14 protein-coding genes are annotated in these 17,842 nt (G+C 37.4%); 6 read left to right on the top strand and 8 right to left on the bottom strand.

Annotated features, from left to right (window positions below; all coding sequences use genetic code 11):
* Positions 1-12: 12 nt before the first annotated feature.
* The 6 genes from GFU89_RS12565 to GFU89_RS12540 form a co-directional block, all read right to left on the bottom strand.
* Positions 13-3,837 carry a hypothetical protein gene (locus GFU89_RS12565; RefSeq protein ID WP_318847451.1) on the bottom strand — a complete coding sequence of 1,275 codons (3,825 nt, stop codon included), beginning with the start codon at positions 3,835-3,837 and terminating at the stop codon, positions 13-15.
* Positions 3,838-3,843: 6 nt separating this feature from the next.
* Positions 3,844-6,018, bottom strand: a complete 2,175-nt coding sequence (locus GFU89_RS12560; RefSeq protein ID WP_318847450.1) for a hypothetical protein — start codon at positions 6,016-6,018, stop codon at positions 3,844-3,846.
* An 11-nt stretch (positions 6,019-6,029) separates the two neighbouring features.
* Positions 6,030-6,788, bottom strand: coding sequence for a leucine-rich repeat domain-containing protein (locus GFU89_RS12555; protein WP_318847449.1), 759 nt, complete (start codon positions 6,786-6,788; stop codon positions 6,030-6,032).
* 227 nt (positions 6,789-7,015) lie between these two features.
* Positions 7,016-7,255: a hypothetical protein gene (locus tag GFU89_RS12550; RefSeq protein WP_318847448.1), complete on the bottom strand. Its 240-nt coding sequence runs from the start codon at positions 7,253-7,255 to the stop codon at positions 7,016-7,018.
* 157 nt (positions 7,256-7,412) lie between these two features.
* Positions 7,413-8,450, bottom strand: a complete 1,038-nt coding sequence (locus GFU89_RS12545; RefSeq protein WP_318847447.1) for a patatin-like phospholipase family protein — start codon at positions 8,448-8,450, stop codon at positions 7,413-7,415.
* A 257-nt stretch (positions 8,451-8,707) separates the two neighbouring features.
* Positions 8,708-9,208 (bottom strand): M15 family metallopeptidase, encoded by a 501-nt coding sequence (locus GFU89_RS12540; protein WP_318847446.1) that lies wholly within the window; start codon positions 9,206-9,208, stop codon positions 8,708-8,710.
* A 236-nt stretch (positions 9,209-9,444) separates the two neighbouring features.
* Between GFU89_RS12540 and GFU89_RS12535 the strand changes: the two genes are divergently transcribed.
* The 6 genes from GFU89_RS12535 (at position 9,445) to GFU89_RS12510 (ending at position 15,654) form a co-directional block, all read left to right on the top strand.
* Positions 9,445-11,028 carry a Na+/H+ antiporter gene (locus GFU89_RS12535; protein ID WP_318847445.1) on the top strand — a complete coding sequence of 528 codons (1,584 nt, stop codon included), beginning with the start codon at positions 9,445-9,447 and terminating at the stop codon, positions 11,026-11,028.
* A 183-nt stretch (positions 11,029-11,211) separates the two neighbouring features.
* Positions 11,212-12,483 (top strand): Y-family DNA polymerase, encoded by a 1,272-nt coding sequence (locus GFU89_RS12530; protein WP_318847444.1) that lies wholly within the window; start codon positions 11,212-11,214, stop codon positions 12,481-12,483.
* 49 nt (positions 12,484-12,532) lie between these two features.
* Positions 12,533-12,805, top strand: coding sequence for a hypothetical protein (locus GFU89_RS12525; protein WP_318847443.1), 273 nt, complete (start codon positions 12,533-12,535; stop codon positions 12,803-12,805).
* 242 nt (positions 12,806-13,047) lie between these two features.
* Positions 13,048-13,908, top strand: a complete 861-nt coding sequence (locus GFU89_RS12520; protein WP_318847442.1) for a hypothetical protein — start codon at positions 13,048-13,050, stop codon at positions 13,906-13,908.
* Positions 13,909-13,918: 10 nt separating this feature from the next.
* A complete protein-coding gene (locus GFU89_RS12515) occupies positions 13,919-14,731 on the top strand; it encodes a hypothetical protein (RefSeq protein ID WP_318847441.1) in 813 nt (270 codons plus the stop codon).
* Positions 14,732-14,739: 8 nt separating this feature from the next.
* Positions 14,740-15,654, top strand: a complete 915-nt coding sequence (locus tag GFU89_RS12510) for a hypothetical protein (RefSeq protein ID WP_318847440.1) — start codon at positions 14,740-14,742, stop codon at positions 15,652-15,654.
* On the opposite strand, the gene GFU89_RS12505 is transcribed toward GFU89_RS12510, so the two are convergent.
* Positions 15,655-17,214 (bottom strand): tetratricopeptide repeat protein, encoded by a 1,560-nt coding sequence (locus tag GFU89_RS12505; protein WP_318847439.1) that lies wholly within the window; start codon positions 17,212-17,214, stop codon positions 15,655-15,657. It lies immediately after the preceding gene.
* A 15-nt stretch (positions 17,215-17,229) separates the two neighbouring features.
* On the bottom strand, positions 17,230-17,841 hold the full coding sequence (locus GFU89_RS12500; RefSeq protein WP_318847438.1) for a YdeI/OmpD-associated family protein: 612 nt from the start codon (positions 17,839-17,841) through the stop codon (positions 17,230-17,232).
* Position 17,842: the final 1 nt, after the last annotated feature.

The following is a 17,842-nucleotide window of genomic DNA, read 5'->3' as shown; positions in this document are numbered from 1 at the left end:
TTAATGTTATTACTATCCAACAATTGTTGTAGGCAATGTTGTAGCTCCATCACTATGTGACAATTGAGCATCAGTATCCAAAGTGAAGCTTGTTTCAAACTCAAGTTCTAGCGGGTTTTCACAATTTTTCGGATCATTTTCCGGGAAAATCGGTAAAGGCTGCTTCACTGGAAGTCCTGTAGATTTATCCTGAAGGATTGTTAAGGTAGTTGGGATTCTGGTAATCCAATATTTACCCTGAGGTTCTCCGGTAGGCTGTCTCATTTCGTCCACGATACTCATGTACATTGGGTCTCCTATTACCGGAACAGAACCACCATTCCAGATTATTCCTGTTTCAAGGAAGAACTGAACGGCTGCTTCGAAACCAGGTTTTACGGTAACGATAATTCTTGCCATACCAGCCTGTAGGAAGCTTCTGAATAAAGGATCCATACTTTCACTGATGTAGAATTCCTGCCAGCTCTTACGGTTAGCCCAATAGTATGGGTAAAATGTATAATCCATGATTTCCCATTCAAATGCCTGTTCCATAAACTTGGCAAGGGCTGTATATCTGTCCAGATTTTCACTCAGGTATACCTGGAAATTATCCATGGTTGTTTTCTCATCAGCGCCGTTGGTGGTTTCCTGACCTAATGTATAAAGGTAATCCTGTAATAAATACGCAATACAGTTGTGCTTTAAGACATCATGTTCCATATAACGATAGAAAGTATCCTGTCTTTCTTTAAGCTGAGCTTCTTTTTCTTTCTGTTCAGCATCCAATCTTGCCTGATCTTCCTGGAATTTTGCATAAGCAGCTTCATAGGCTTTAATAATTTCATTGAAGCTTTCTGTTTTCCATTTATTGATAAATGCATCGCTCAGTTCACAATTTACAACTGCTTTGATGGTATAGCTTCTTACGTTGTGTCCTTTTACCTGGAAAGTTACATTACCTGTGATATTGAAACCAGATGATCCTTCGTTAAAAACAAGATCTCCACCACGTTCGGAACGGCCAATCATATCGCCTTTAAAATTAGAGAAGAATACTTCAGAATAACGCGATCCTGACCATCCACCACCTCTGTTTCTTGTTGATACGCAGGTGAAGCTTGCATTTTTTCCGGCATAATTGTCTGGGATGGTAAACTGTGTATGATCAATTCCAAAATCGTCATCTGTTTGGGGAACGCTGGAAGCTGTATGAATAACCTGTTTAGTTGCTTCCGGGAATGCTTCTAAAGTTACTCCGTATTCCTGAGCCCAATGCTGGATCTGTACAATCGTTGCAGATTTCGGATCTGCCATTAACCATGGTTCCGGAGCTTTTCTAGGGTCTACAGGAGCAGTAAGAACCTGAGCTTTGGCAACAGTAAGAGCCAAACGGTGTAATCTTGAAGGTTCGGGAACCATAAATTCAAACATGGTACGCTTACCATAGTTGTAGATCTGGTTTTTCATTTTCTTGTCTATCCATCTGTAAACTCCGGTAATGTGCTTAGGCTGTGCTGCTTCAGGGTTATCGGTATTGGTTACTTTTCCTCTGTTGTCATATTCATGAACATTGGTTTCCGTATATTCCTTGATGATTTTCTGAACTCTTTCTTCCGAAATTTTAGTAAGAACTCTTTCCATTGCCCTTTCCGTGATTTCCTGAGATTTCATCACAGCCTGTCTTGTGCTGTCATGCTGTGCCGTATTATTGGCATAGTCTGCTCCTATTTCAAACTTCATCGCACTGTCATTTCCATAGCTAAATCTTGTATATGCAGAAATACTTTGCTGCTTCTCAATTTCTTTAGCAACTTCGGTCTGCATATCTGTTCTGGAAGTTTTGGAAGTATCTGACATCTTCTCTGTTTCCTGAGATTTGGAAGTTGTATCTGTAACTTCAGAATATTCTCTGGAAACCGAAGATTTATGTCTCAATTCGCTTGCCATAACGTTCTCAATATTGGAAACCTCTCCAGGAACGTAGGCATGAACACTTTGTACTACTTTCATATAATCTGCAACTCCAAGTCTTTTGATCCCGAAATTTTTACGTTTTTGGATGGTACCTGGTTCAGGTGTACCCGGGTTTTCAACTGCTGCACGCTTCAATATAAGCATTCCTGTAAGGTTCAGGTCTTCTTTTGGATATTGTGTGGAAATGTCTCCATAGGCTACGCTTCCGTTATCAAAAATGATTTCTATTTTGAAACTAAAGCTGCTTCTGAATCTGTCTATCAAGGCTGCAGGTAAGGTAATCTTATTATCTACCACAGAAATATTGCTGTAATTTTCTTCGAAAGTTCCGGCAGCATCTGTTGTAGCCGTAATCTTGGCATTGGCAACGCTCCATGAAACATCTTCAACTTCAAAAGAAAAATTAACAAATCCTCTGCTACCAGATATTCTGTAAGCACTGTGCGCATATAAGCTGTATGCCATCGGCGTTCTGGCTGTATTTTGAATAAGAGGTACTGAAGCTCCACCAATATTGGCATACTGTTGTTCTGGAAGAGGGCTGCTTTGAAGTGCAGTTTCCATGGAAGAAGAGATATTGTTTCTTACAACAAGTAAAGCATCAGCATAGCTTTCTATCTCATCATCAAGAACAATAGTCTGAGTACCCATTCTCAAAGTATCATGTGAAAGGATCTGAAGACTGTCTGTATCTTCAGCCAGAGAAACTAATCCGGTTGTGGATTCACCGAAAAGCTCAACAAAAAGGTCAAAAGATTCCGGAGAGAGCTTTGCCTGCAAATCTTCTAAATTGATTTCATTTTTGTACGTAAATACAAACGGAGTAACTTCATATTCCTTTAAAGTGCTGTAAAGACGTTCTTTTTCTTCCTCAGACATGTCCGGAGTGATTTTGCTGTCTACTTCGGCTAATTTTCTGTCATAGATTTCTAAACGCTCTTTGTTTTCTTCCATATATCTTGAATATGCATCCTGGTAGGCCTGATGTCTGGATTTATGGAATTTTTTCTGAAGTTTTTCCAGTTCGGAATTTAGCTTGCTCAAAGATTGTTTTCTATGGATCGCTTTGCTGGCGACCAACGAGGCTCTTGCTTCAGATTCTAATCTTTGAATGGTTCTCGCTCCCAGAGCCGGTTCAGAAGCTCCAGCAGCTCTTGAGGAAACTGAAGAAACGGTTTCGGTATCTTCTGAAAATAAGATGGTGGGTAGTATGATTTTTCCATCCAAAGCTTTTTCCAAAGGTTTTTCTCCATTAATTTTGATGATTTCCTGATCTGTGAGATCCTGATTGCTTGCAAAACCAAGCTGAATAGCCATTAAAACATGACTGATTGCTTCTTTAATATAGAAATCTCCCTGGGTAATGATTTGATAAATATAATTGTTCCAAAGCTGGGAAAATATTGCAACTCCTTCTGCATTAAGCTGTCTGTTGGTATTAACCAGACTTTTGTAATATTCCGTAACGAAAGCCCAGTCAGTACTTTCTAATATTTCTTTTTTAGAAAGCTTTCTTCCAATGACAAGAAGATCTTTGAATGCTCCTTCTTCAATTTTCTTTTCACTTTCGAATCCTACATTGTTAAACTCTCCGGCAACTCTTTTCATTGCTGCAAACTTTAACGTTTTGGAAGGTCTTCCTGCGACTGCAGTATCAAAAATACCGGATACTCCCTTAGGTCTGTGGATAAATCCTAAGTTTTTATCTTTAATTTCTGTTAATTGTGGATTCCTCAGACTTACAAATCTGAAAAGTGATTGGGATGCGTTATTGGTTGTATTCATAGGGTTTGTTTCTTTATAGTTAATAATACCTTCTGCTATTAAGGATTTTCCGACGGTAAATGCGGATTTAACTGTTGTTGTATTGTCTGTTGGCATGATTACTTATTTTTTTGTGTATTCAAGAGTTAGAGTAAATGAATTGATAAGAGAATAATTGTAATCAGGTACATTCAAAAGTTCAATAACTGCTCTTTCTCTTTCGATGGTGATGTAGGCTTTTGTTCTCCATTGGTTACCCGCAAATGCGGCCTTAATATCATCCCACTCTGTAAACATCTCATTGGAAATAATGGTTTCAAGATCCGGGAATTCAGGTCTCAAATCAATTTCACCTGTTCTTGGAATCTGGTTCAGGTACAAGGTTTTCTTATAAACCGGTTTACCATTAATCCATTTTCCGCCTGTTAGCTCTTCTTTTGTCGTATAAGAATGCTGTTTGTCTGCATATTGTTTTTGGATATAATCATTTTCCTGGGCGTTATCTCCGAAATAAGTTTTAGAACTTAATCCTCTGGCATTTGTTGTTTCATGCTCTATAAGTACAGGTTCATCTATGTTTGGACTTGCAAAAATTCCTTTTAATCCTCCACCATTTGTCTGTCTTAAAGCGGCACCTACGTCACTCAGCATTAAACGTGAACCATGTCCATAAGCAAAAACACCACTTTCTTTACTCACAGAGATACTAGAGGCATTTGTTCCATCTAAATTGCCAGAAGACATCATTGCAGATTCAGGAAATAATCCGAGACTATTTTTTACACCGTCAAGTTCATTCGTTCTATAAATGATTCTTTCTTCCGGATCTTCGTCTGTAAACTGGATATTACCTGTCATCGGAGCTCCGGCTCCCGTTCCTGTTAATGGAAGGAAATCAGTAAAATCTGATAAATTTTTATATCCAAATACATTATTAGCATTTAGAACAGCGACTTTTGTATAGGTGTTATCAGCCAAAGGTGTTCTTTTCGCAGAAACTACAGCATCAAAATCCAACGTTCTTGCAGCAAAGTCACCACCAATTAAAGGCGTAACAAAATCATGACGTCTTGCTGCCGGATTTGATTCAATAACCAGTTTGTTAAATGTTGAACCTCCTAGTGGGGCATTACAACCGATAACAACATTGTTGTCACCCCAAACTCCCATAGCGTGAGTTGTAGAGGCTGCATTATATCCAATAAAAGTATTGTAACCCCATGCACCGGATCCTGTTGCTTTACCATGAATGTTTCCCGCAAAAGCACCTAAGAAAGTATTTTGAGTTCCATTAGTTAAGGAATAAGCAGCTCCAAGACCAAGAGCCGTGTTATTGGTTCCGGTAATATTTTTGTTCCCTGCTTCATCTCCGATATATGTATTTCCGTTTCCTATTGTTGTTTCAGTTCCCGCTTGTGTTCCGAAAAAAGCATTGAAATTACCCGTTGTAAGTTTAGCTCCGCCTGAAACACCGGTTGCGGTATTCCATCTTCCTGTGGTGACTTCATTTAAAGCGTAAGAACCAAGGGCTACGTTATTTGATCCTGTGGTTAATTTTGATAATGTATTATAACCAATCCCTAGTCCGTAAGCTCCGGTATGATCCGTATTCAAATTTCCAAACCAAAAAGAATAAGTAGTAGGACTGAAGTTTATTTCACCTGCTCTGCCCTGGCTTGGCTGGAAAATAATAGGCTTGGTTGTTCCGTTACCTCTGTCAATGACATTTTGTAAATTATCATTCCCACTAAAAGTTGGTTTATCAGAAAGATCATTATAGCTTCCTGTTACAGCCACTTTTTTCAGAATGACTTTTTCCTGTCCTTCCTGAGACAACGTTACGCTTCCATCAGAATTGGTCGTAGGAATGATACTGAATTCCGAAAGATTGATGTGAAAGGCTGAACCATCATTTTGGGTAATCGTAATAATATTTTGAGAAGCATCATATACCGCATTCTCAATATTGATATCACGGGTGATCAAACTGCTTAAATCTACTGATTTACTTTGCTGAACACCATTCTCTCCTGTATAAAACACAGTTAAGGCATTTCCGTTCAATTGAGGAGCCTGAATAGCTGTTTGAGTTTCAATTTTATCTTTCCAAAGCTGAGCATTCTGCGGACTTAGATTAGATGCATTTACATTTGCTTTTTGAGAGAGATCATAGTCCAAATTATCTGCTGGAATTTTTTCATCTTTATGCCAATAAGATTCCTGCCACTCCCAGAATTCTTCTTGTACTGGAATATCTCCGTTTTCGAAATATTTTTTTAATTCTTCTTTTGTTTTCATTTGTTTAAAGTTTAATTGATAAGTTTTCCTCCAGTTACCTGAACTTCAGGATCAAAAGAATACATGTGATATTTGGTATTTTCTCCTAATACAACCTCTGTTAATTTGTTACCTGAAAATGCTCCACTCTCAATATTGAGAACACTATGAGGAATATGTACAGATGTAATAAGATTGTTTCCGAATGCATAATCTTTGATATCAGTAACACCATCAGGAATGATTACAGAAGTAAGTTTATTAGAACTGAATAAAGAGGTTTCAATGATCTTAAGATTCTTTGAAATTGAAAGATCTGTGATTTCATTACCTGAAAATGCACCATAGCCAATCACAGATAAATTTTCGGGAAGTTGGAGGGAGCTTAGTTTATTACTTGCAAATGCAAGTCTCTTAATTTCAGTGACACTATCAGGGATGGTCAAGGAAGTAATTTGTGAGCTTAAAAAAGCATTTTCTCCAATACTTACGATACCTTTAGGTATTTGTATGTCTGTTATCATTATGCCCATTGTAAAATAGTTTGGTATTCTTAAAGTTCCTGGAGGGATGATTACTTTTCTTTTTAAAAAAAAGTCTATCGAGGCGTTCTTGTCTTTGTCCATTTCAGCATAAATGATATTGTATGTACCATTCTCAAGTCCTGAAACTTTAGTCCCTTCAATTTTTTCATCCTTATGCCAGTAAGAGTCCTGCCATTCCCAAAAGTCTTCCTGTTTTGGGATATCTCCATTTTCAAAATAGAGTTTGAGTTCTTCTTTTGTTTTCATAAAACGTTGTGTGGTTTATTGGTTAATATATTGATTGTTGTGGCCTGTTTTTAGGGAAACAAATTCCACTTTTTACTATATTTTCAGACATAGTTCTGGCTGTCCAGCATTTTGTGAATGGTGAATTCAAAGGTGTGAGAATGTTTAATGAGATTGCTGTGCGCGTATTATAGAGATTTCAAAAATAGTGTTGGACAGCGTCAGAACTTGTCATGTTTTATTTTTATTTAAAGAATATCTTCTTCAAGTACTGCTTCTTCAAAATCTTCTCTGAAGAAGTTTTCAATGTCGCTGAGATAGTTTTCATAATCCATCTCAGTATTTTCAATGTCACTCCATTCTATTGTGTAGAGGCCTTCATCGAAGAGAATGTTGGTATTGGTTATTTCCATGTTTTGTATTGTAAGATGTTGGTTATATTTTGAACATATTTCAGGCTGTTCAGCATAGGTAAATGTTGAATTCAAAGGCTATTTAAAAATTTTATTGATGGTTGTTTTGTGTCTTTCTGATACTCCAAAGATAGTGGGGTGAAGCGACAAAACTTGACGTGTTAAAAAAGATTTTTTATAATTTTAAATATAATCTTCAAAGCTTATATTAGGTTATTATAAGGTTCAGAGCTTATACTTTGTTTTTGATGAGTTTTTGAACAATCTGATTCAAAGTTTCTCTGTTATCATCAATATAACCCAATCCAGCTTGTATCAGGTTCTCAATATTAGATCTTCTTACATTATCCATTGCTGGAGAAGCATTTTTCAGTGAAGGATTTAAGCGGTAATAGTTTTTCTGATTTCTTAGACCTAGTGTCTGAAACATCTGTTCCAGCTGATAATCTACTGTTTCTGCATTGGCAGACATTAAAATGTCGATGATCGGGCTTACCCAGCCAATTTTTCCGGCTTTTTCCAGTTTTTTAAAAGGATAGGGTCTGGCTTCAATTCCTGTTCCGATAGAAACAATAATCATATCGTTTACACTAGGATGGTTGGCTTTCTGATGATTTTTCAAAACTTCTGCAAAAGGAATTTTCCTTGCTTCTGCATAAGCACAAAGAGCGGGATTATTAGCAAACATTCCTCCATCAATCAGACTGAAGATCTGTCCATACATTGATTTGATCTGTACCGGACTAAAATAGGTTGGAGCAGCCGAAGTTGCTCTACAAACATCTTTTACATAGAAGTTATCTGTGCTGAGGTTGGCTTTCCATGAGTTGAAAAGCTTTGCTCTTCTGTTCTCAATATCGTAACTTGTTATTAGACATGGTTTTATTAATTCTTTTAATTCTAAATTTCCAAAAAAGTCATTTAAATTCCTTTCAAGTGATTCCTGTGGAATTTTTTCATTCAATAATCCGAATGGATTAACCAGCTTTTCCCAAAAGGAAACCTGGAAGATATCGCCGCCCTTTTCCGCATATAATTCTAATCCTTTCTGAATAGAATATTTTGCTTTTCGGGTTTCGTCGGGACATAGAATAATAGATGCAATCAGACCTCCGGTACTGCTGCCTGCCACCAGATCAAAATAATCCCCAAGCTTTGCCGCGGGCTTATCATAATACTGGAGCTGTTCTTCTATGTAGCGTAGAATAATGCAGGTGATGATTCCCCTTATTCCGCCCCCGTCCAAAGAAAGAATGGTTGTCTTTTTCATGTTATTTTTTCATTTTTTTTAAGGAAACATTTGGCAGCTTTAGACAAGTAAAACCAATAGATTTCCGAAAAAATGTCTATTGGTTTCAGCTTATTATTAGGACTGCTTTCTGGTGTTTTCTTATAAAGCAAAGATAGATGGGGGAAGCGACAGAACTTGTCGTATTACAAATGATTTCAATTAATTTATCAAAAAAAATAGAACTTTAAATCAATGAGTTAGGTGGGTTTTGTTTTTTTATTTTAAATAAATGGAAGCTAAAAAACAACATAATTCTGCTTGTCTCTGGGCATCTTCAAAAGCGTTCTCCAGCTGGTTTTTACTGGCCCTTTTTTAGAAGGAAGACTCTTTTTTTCGAAGTGGGGAAGATCCCTGAAAGTTTTCCAGTTTCCGCCCCAGTCCCAGCCATGGCGGGCAAAGATCTTTACACATTCATACCAATCGGCAACTTTATCATTATCCCAGTCTTTTGCTGTATCCCAACTTGCTGTTTTTCCGTCAATCATCAGACAAATATCTACAGCAAGACCATAATTGTGTATGCTTTGTCCTGCCTTAGCATTGGTTACCTTTTTTCCAGATGTAATTCTTCCAATTGCATAAAGTTTTTCCTGTTCTTCAAAAGATCTTAACCCTTGAGTGATCCGTATTTTGGCTCTTCCGGTGAGTGCTTCATCACATTCCTTTACAATCTGCTTCACTTCATCTCTTACCAGCGGGTGAAGCTTCTCAATTCGTTCTAAGGTTACTCTGTCCATATTTCTTATTTTGTTATAATACAAAAGTATAGAACGGAAGCGACGAAACTTGACGTGTTTTATTTAATTTTTATTGAAAATTCTATCATATTCAACCTGAGTGAAAAAGATAATATACAAACAGATTTATAGCATTTGAATCAATTGGTAAGTATTAAGAGGAAGAAAAAATTGCTTTTAAATTTTCAAAAACCAAATAGAAGTGGTAAATAGGGTGAGCAAAAACACAATATCAAATGCATACCATCTTACCCTTTTTATTGGCCATGATAGCGGCCATTGTGCTGTTAAATATGTGGGCGGTCAAGTTAAAAATTGCATACCCTATTTTACTTGTTGTATTTGGGCTGCTAGTCAGTTTTGTACCAGGCTTACCGGTTGTAAAGATCAATCCGGATCTTATCTTTTTTATTTTTTTACCCCCATTATTATTTGAAGCAGCATGGTCTATTTCCTTTAAAGAAATGAAAAGATGGTGGCGTATTATTGGGAGTTTTGCCTTTTTGGTTGTTTTTTTTACAGCGCTGGCAGTTGCTGTGACAGCTAATTATTTTATTCCCGGGTTTACTATCGCTCTTGGATTTCTGCTGGGAGGAATCGTATCTCCGCCTGATGCAGTAAGCACGGGAGCGATCATGAAGTTTGTAAAAATACCATCTACTACATCCGCTATTCTTGAAGGAGAAAGTTTGTTGAATGATGCGTCTTCACTTATTATATTCCGCTTTGCCTTAATTGCTGTAGGGACCGGACAGTTTGTATGGCAGGAAGCTTCATTAGATTTTTTATGGATGATTATTGGAGGTGCCGGAATTGGTTTAGCCCTGGCATGGATTTTTGTACAGGTTCACAAAAGACTTCCTACAGAAGCTGCTTCAGATATTGCCTTAACCATCATTGAACCTTATCTCATGTATTGGATTGCAGAACAGTTTCATGCTTCCGGAGTTTTAGCTGTTGTTTGTGGAGGTTTGTATATGTCAGGTAAACGATTGATTTTTTTAAACAGTACCAGCCGTATTATGGGATATAGCGTGTGGCAGAGCTTTGTATTTATTCTGAACGGTATTGTATTTCTAATTATAGGACTCGAACTTCCTGAAATTGTTGGCGGGCTGCGATGGGAAGGAATTCCTTTGAAGGTTGCCATTCAATATGGGGTTTTGGTAACAGGTGTTCTCATTGCGGCCAGAATAATAAGTGCATATGCTGCCATGTTGGCTACGTTGATTTTTAGGCCAAGTGTAGCACCGCGTGCATCCTCTGCAAGAAGGCGTTTGCTGATGCCGCTTCTGCTTGGATGGACGGGCATGAGAGGGGTTGTCTCCTTGGCAGCTGCATTGGCAATTCCCATTACTCTTGAGAACGGACTTCCTTTTCCCAACAGAAACCTTATTCTGTTCATTACTTTCGTTGTGATTCTGCTTACATTACTTGTACAAGGGCTCACATTGCCATACCTTATCAAATATGGACATATATTTGATGACTTTACAGATGAAGAAAAAGATAAGCAGGCCAGAGAAGAAATAAAGCACAAACTGAAACAGCACGTTTATCATTTTCTTAAAAGTAAGCATGAAAATGAACTGAATAGCCACGCGGGGTTAGAAAGAATGCTGAAACATTGGGAGGAAAAAATACAGACCAATGATACGGAATGGATGAACGAAAAAACAAAAGATATCTTTTTTGAAATGCTGGAAAGCCAAAGAGAATTTCTTTCCGAACTGAATAAAGATATTTCCGTGAATGAAGAGATTATCCGCCATCAGCTCTATCAGATTGACCTTGAGGAAGAGCGCTTGAAAATGATTTAATCTTGAGTGTAATAACTGTTTTTGAACACAAAATTAAATCACTAATGCGACAAAACGTGTCGTGTTTAAGAATTTTATCCATTTGTTTTTCAGATTGTTAAATATGATGTTAATTATGGTCTAAAAGATTATTTTATTCTTTAAAAGCTCTAATTTTGTGTAGATATTTACTATACAATTATCATGTACGCACTCGTAGATTGTAACAACTTTTTTGTTTCCTGTGAAAGGACTTTAGATCCTGATCTTGAGGGCAAACCCGTTGTGGTTCTTTCCAACAACGATGGGTGTGTTGTATCCAGAAGTAAAGAAGCAAAAGACTTGGGCATTCCTATGGCAGCCCCGGCATTCAAGTACAAGGAGCTTTTTCAAAAACATGATGTGAAAAGCTTTTCTGCAAAATTTGAGTTGTATAATTACAAAAGCCAGCAGGTTATCAATATTGCCAAATCTTATGTTGTTGATCATGAAGTCTATAGTATTGATGAGCTTTTTCTTGATTTGACAGGGTTTAAGTATATTGATATGTATGAATATTGCCTTAAAATCAAAGAAGAGATTGATGAGAAAGAAAACCTTCCGGTAAGTATAGGAATCGCTCCTACGAAAACCCTATGCAAAGTCGCCAACAGAATTGTAAAAGATTTTCCGGAGAAATTTAATGGAGTGTATATTCTGAATACTCCTGAGAAAATTGAAAAAGCCCTGAAATGGCTTAATATCGGAGATGTTTGGGGAATCGGAAGAAGGCTGGCTGTCAAAATGAATGACAGTGGCGTCCATAAAGCCTGGGATCTTCTTCAAAAACCTGAAATGTGGGTTCGGAAGATGATGGGAATTCATGGGGTAAGGATGATCAATGAACTGAAGGGAATTCGTCAGATGGAACTGGATGCACCTTCTCCTAAAAAATCTATAGCGGTTACCCGAAGCTTTATGCAGATGCTTACGAAAAAAGAAGAAGTACGGGAAAGGGTAGAAACTTTTGGGATGTATTGTTCAGAAAGATTAAGAAAACAGAATACCTGTTGTAAAATGATTACCGTTTTTGTACAGACGAACCGCTTTAGAAAAGATCTGCCTGAATACAGAAACGCAATGACCCAGATTCTTTCCAATCCTACCAATTCCTCAATTTTAATAGGAAGAGTGGTTAATGAACTTTTTGAAGCCATCTACAGAGACGGATTTCATTATAAAAGAGCAGGAGTGATGGTGAATGATTTTGTACCTGAAGATCAGAGACAGATCAGCCTTTTTGAAGAAGATATACAAAACCAGCATCTTCCTGTAATGAAAGCTATGGATGCCATGAACAGGAAATATGGTAAGGATAAAGTGCGTCTTGGAAGCATGAGTGGTGAAAATACCTTTGGACGTGCAAAACTATCTCCGGAATATGAAGCATTCCTGAAAAAGAATACATTGCCAGAAGCTAACTTCAGGTTTCATTAAGATTGTTTTTAATTCAAAAATTCTGCTTATTTTTCGTCTTTCTTTCTAAATGAAAAATAAAACAACTGAAATCAATAATTTACTAAAGCAATTATCCCGGGAAAATTTTTTCGGATATGAAATGGTTGATTATTGGGATGGTGATACTACAGCTTTAGGATTACAGAAAGGAAATATTGTTGTCTATATTTCAACATTTCACTATCCTAAAAGCAATCATTATGACATCATTATTGAAGAACTTGAAACCTATAGAATATTGAAATTCGGAGAAAATAAATCCTATGACGAACTTACTCATGACCTTCAATCTTTTTTCTAAATAGGCTTTCGAAATAATTTTTTTCTTTAAAAATTAAAAATTCTTTAAAAATTTCCCATAAAATAGGATGGTGGTTTTATTTTAAATAGCAAAATTCCGTATTTTGACAATGTAAAATAAGTGGTTATTTATCTTGTTTTCAATGTGTTGTGTGTTTGTTGTTTAAAGATTGCTATTGTATGTAATGTGCTTTTGCATTTATCTTTGGCCAAGAATTGTACACGTTTTAAACCACAAATTAAATGAAAAATCTAAGTATTTGGATGAAGGGGATATTGATTTCCTTGTGCTTTACCATAAGTTATTCAAAAGCGCAGGTAGGTATTAATACTCCAAACCCTCAAACCACTTTCCATGTGGACGGGGCAAAAGATAATCCCGGATCCGGAGTTCCTTCCGCTACCCAGACTGCCAATGATGTTGTGATAACTTCTACAGGAGAAATGGGAATTGGAACATTATCTCCCGCTGTTAAAATAGATACACGGTCCACAGTTAACACAGACAACTCAATCGGAATAGGAGAGACCAGCCAGACAGCCTCAGCAGCAGGTGGAGGTGCTGTAAGATATAACCCGCTGAATGGTGGAAAAATGCAGTATTCGGATGGTATTGTATGGCAGGATCTTATTTCTTCCCCCACCAAAGCGGTAGTGGTAGCTAATATTCAGGCAGCTAACTTTGCCGTTAAAATTCCTTATCAGGTTTCTACAGGGATTGCCGGATGGACGGAGATTTCCGATCCAACAGCAAACTTTACTCCCGGAACAGGTGTTTTTACAGCCCCAAGAACCGGAGTATATCTTGTTTCTTTTACGTATGATTTTGTAAGAATCCCTATAGCTTCAGGCTATTTTTCCGAGGCGAGATATGTAGTGAACGGAAACAATACCGTTAAAAAATGTGTGAAATCCTTCTCCAATATTTCAAAACAGGCCCAAGTTGCAGGTGCTTGCGTAGCCGGAGTGCAGCTGAATAAAGGCGATACTCTTCAGCCCTATATCTACCAGTCTGTTTATAATGGTAACCTCAGTCTGAGAACAGACCTAACTTCTGCAAGCAATGATTATGGCTTTGTAAATCTTTCTATTTTAGAACAATAACACACTTGATATGAGAAAAAAATTAGGACTGGCTTTATTCATTTGCTGTGGCATAGGGATTCAGGCCCAGATAGGAATCAATATGTCTGCCCCGGAAGGAACAGTACATATAGATGGACAGAAAAAGACAAATGTCTCAATACCTTCCAGTTATTATGATGATGTAGTGATTACTCCCGCCGGAAATGTAGGAGCAGGAACAAAATCCCCCAAAACAAGGCTGGATCTTAGATCCAATGAACGTTTAAATGCAATCGGAATTGGGGGAACTTCGCAATCTGCTTCTGCAGCAAAGGCCGGAGCGCTGAGGTATAACTCCGGAACACAGGATCTTAGCTATTCTAATGGAACTTCATGGATCACACTGGCTCATAAAACTTCCAATGATTTTGTAGATGCAGAAAACTCTTCGGTACAAAGTTTTGGTGATGGAGTGCAGACTGCTGTTATTGGCTGGACTAAAAAGACGGATGTGAACAGCAGTTTTAATGCTGGTACAGGAACTTTTACAGCCTCAAAAACTGGAGTATATATCGTAGCTTTTACCTTTTCATTAGCATCCGGAAGTATTGCAAATGATTCAAGGTATGAGACTTTGATTCAAACCAATTCAACGTCCTCCACCACCAATAAAGTGTTCAAATGTGTAGGAAGTTATCCCGGAACCAATACCATTGGAAACCGTGTTGCGGGAAACTGTTCAGGAATTTTTAACCTGAACCAAGGGGATAATATTACCGTAAGTCTGAATCAGAAACTGGGAAGTTCAAAAACTTTGGATACTGATGCTACACTTACTTCTTTAAGTATTTTCGGATTATAAAAAGACAGATGATGAAAAAAAATTGTTTACTGATTTTAATGACTTTAAGCTTCCAATGTGCATTTTCACAGGTTGGAATCAATACTCCAAATCCACAGGGTATTCTGCATATTGATGGACAAAAAGACAATCCTGTTTCAGGATCAACATTTACTCCGGTTCAGCAGAGCAATGATATTCTTGTGAACAGTGCCGGAAAAATAGGAGTGGGAACGCTCACTCCGGTTACAAAAGTTGATGCCAGAAATTCAGGAAACGGAGCCATTGGCTTTGGAGCTTCTTCGCTTACGGCGCTTGCGGCTGATGAAGGAGCAGTACGTTATAACAGCGGAGTGGAATATTCTAACGGGAATGAATGGCTTCCCTTACTCACCGCGCAGCCCACAAATAATAAAGTAATCGTTATTGCAGCCAAAACGAATAATAATGTAAAGCTGGCAACTCCGTCTATTCCGACGATAACTGCGGGTTTACAAAACAGGGCAAGCAATTATCTTGTAGACTGGAGTAAAACCTTTGAAAGTAATTCCGGAACGAATTTTAACGCTGCCACTGGTATCTTTACCGCACCCCGAAACGGAATTTACGTAGCTTCTTTCACTACAGATCTGGCTCCATTGGCAATTAATTATACTACGGATCCTTTAAATCCAGTTCAGATAGAAGCAATCTGGCAGCTGTATGATAATACGGCAGGATTAGCGGTCACCAATATCGTCAATACCGTAAAATGTGTTAATACCATGTCCTCAAACAGTGTAGGAAACATTGATGCAGGAAGTAACTGTACCGCCTCATTCTACATGACAGCAGGGCAGAGGCTGATGCCTTACATTTGGTTTAATTTAAATAATTCACTCGTTGCTAATTTCTCATTAAATAATACGGGCGGGTATAATAACCTTACAATAGCAGAACAGTAATCAGGAGATTTCATCCAGCGTTTTGATAAATGCAGACGGATGCAGCCCTGTGATCTTTTTGAATTCAAGAGAAAAAGCACTGTGAGATGAATATCCCGTGATCTCAGAAAGATGATTGATCTTATACTTTCTGTACTGCGGTTCGTTTTTTAATTGATTAACAATATAATTGATCCTCAGATGATTAATATATTGGTTGAAATTGAATTTCTTATATTTCTTAATAACCGCTGAAAGATATTTTGTATTGATATTCAGTGTGTTTGCAAGATTGTAACGTGAAATATTCTTGTTGTTAAACTCAAGGTTTTCTTCAAATATTTTTAATCCGTGTAATATGTTTTCCTCTACTTCAGGTGAAATTTTTATTTCTGTTGGAGTAGGGGTATTTTTATGTTGGATATCATCAGAAACTTCCTGGGGATCTTCTTCATAAACCACCGGAGAAATACCTTCTCTGTAAATTTTGGCAACAGCTTCTTTATGCTTTTTGCGGAGACGGATGCTGTTTAAAATGACAATTCCCAAAACAATGATCAGACCAAGGCATGCTATAACAAGCCCTTTTGAAATGGAATGACTCTCATTGAGCTGCTGATCAAAACTTTCCTCTTTTTTGGATAATGTTTTGTTGACAGCCATTGATTTATTATAAGCAATGCTGTCTTTTAATTTAAGATTTTCAAGTTTATATTTCTCTGTGTTGGGTTCATCGTGAAGCTGAGTGTAGGCTTCCTCTAGATTTTTTGTGACTTCAATCTTTTTTTCATTGAAACCATACTGATCTGCAATGGCTAATGCTTTTTGATAATAAACCACAGCACTGTCAGGCTTATTCTGCTCTGAGAATGAGAATCCGATATCATGCAGGATATTAGACCGGAGATAATGATTGGTTTCCCCAACCAAAGAAAGGGCTTTTACAAAATAATATTTGGCTTCCTTAAATTTTTTCACTTCCGATAAATTATACCCCATGTTGGTATAAGCAGAGATCAGCAGTTCATTTCGCCGAGCCATATTTTTAAGCTTCTGAAATTCATGAATGGCACTTTTAGAATAAAACTCTTTCTCTTTGTACTGATTCTTATTGAGAAGGATCAAAAAAGAATTAAAGATCATTCCTTTCAGCTCATGTCCTTCCTCTGTATTGTTATTTTTTACTTCAGACAGGGCATTGTGAAGACTTGTAGAAGATTCCTCAAGCAGTCCGAGCTTTGCATATTGAGTGCCCTGCATCCTGTAAGCCAGTGCTTTCCCGATAGCATAATCGCTTTGTACGGATATTTTAAGGGCTTTATCTGCAAAATCAAGACTTTTCTCAGCATCAGATTGTAAATAGCTGTTGAATGATTTTAAATAATAAGCTTTTGCAAGAAATTCAGGGAGGTTTCTTCTCTGTGCAGAATCTATCATCTTATTCAGAACGATTTCAGAACTGTCCGGATTCCTGGATGAAAGAGTACGGGCATACTTGTACTGTCCCTCAAAATCAAATGCCTGAGAGAATGTAGAAATCGAAATAATAAGGAAGAAAAAGAGAATAATTTTTTTCTTCATCGTGTTTTTTGTGTTTTATTTTTTTTGGTATTTCCAGTTACGGCCTTTACCTTCTGCTATCCACTCCAAAGATTGTTCCAATCTTTTATTTCGGGTGGCTTCTGTTTTGGCTTCTGTTACCCAGACAATATACTCTTTTCTGAAAGATGGTGAAGCTTTTTCAAAAATATCCGAAGCCTTTGGATGAGCATGTAAAGCAGACTGAAAATAATCAGGAACTTTTATTTCTATTTTGGAAGGTGGGGCTTTCTTCATTGTGATACCCATATCCGTAAGTTCCATGGCTTCTTTTATTGCTTTTTTCAGCTGAGGTTTGGAGGGAAGATCTTTCATTCCGGTTATTTTTCCTAAGCTGAACATGGAGCTTCTTTCAGCAGTTGTTTCTATCTCCTTTAATGTTTTCATCTCCTGATGCAGCCAGAATCCCAAACTGCAATATTGTTTGAAAGCTGTAATGGAACAAAGAATCTTGCCTTTATACATGAACGTAGGAAACTTCCATTTGATCGCTTCCTCTGCATCGGGGCAGACTTCGTGAACCGTTTCACGGAGGTAGTTTAAGATAGGTTTTGCAAAATCCGGAGATTTTTCAATGTATTCATCAACTTTTACGCTGTGTTTCTCCATA

The organism is Chryseobacterium sp. JV558, from assembly GCF_033712365.1.
Classification (GTDB): Bacteria; Bacteroidota; Bacteroidia; order Flavobacteriales; family Weeksellaceae; genus Chryseobacterium.
This window is presented reverse-complemented; position numbering and strand designations above follow the sequence as displayed.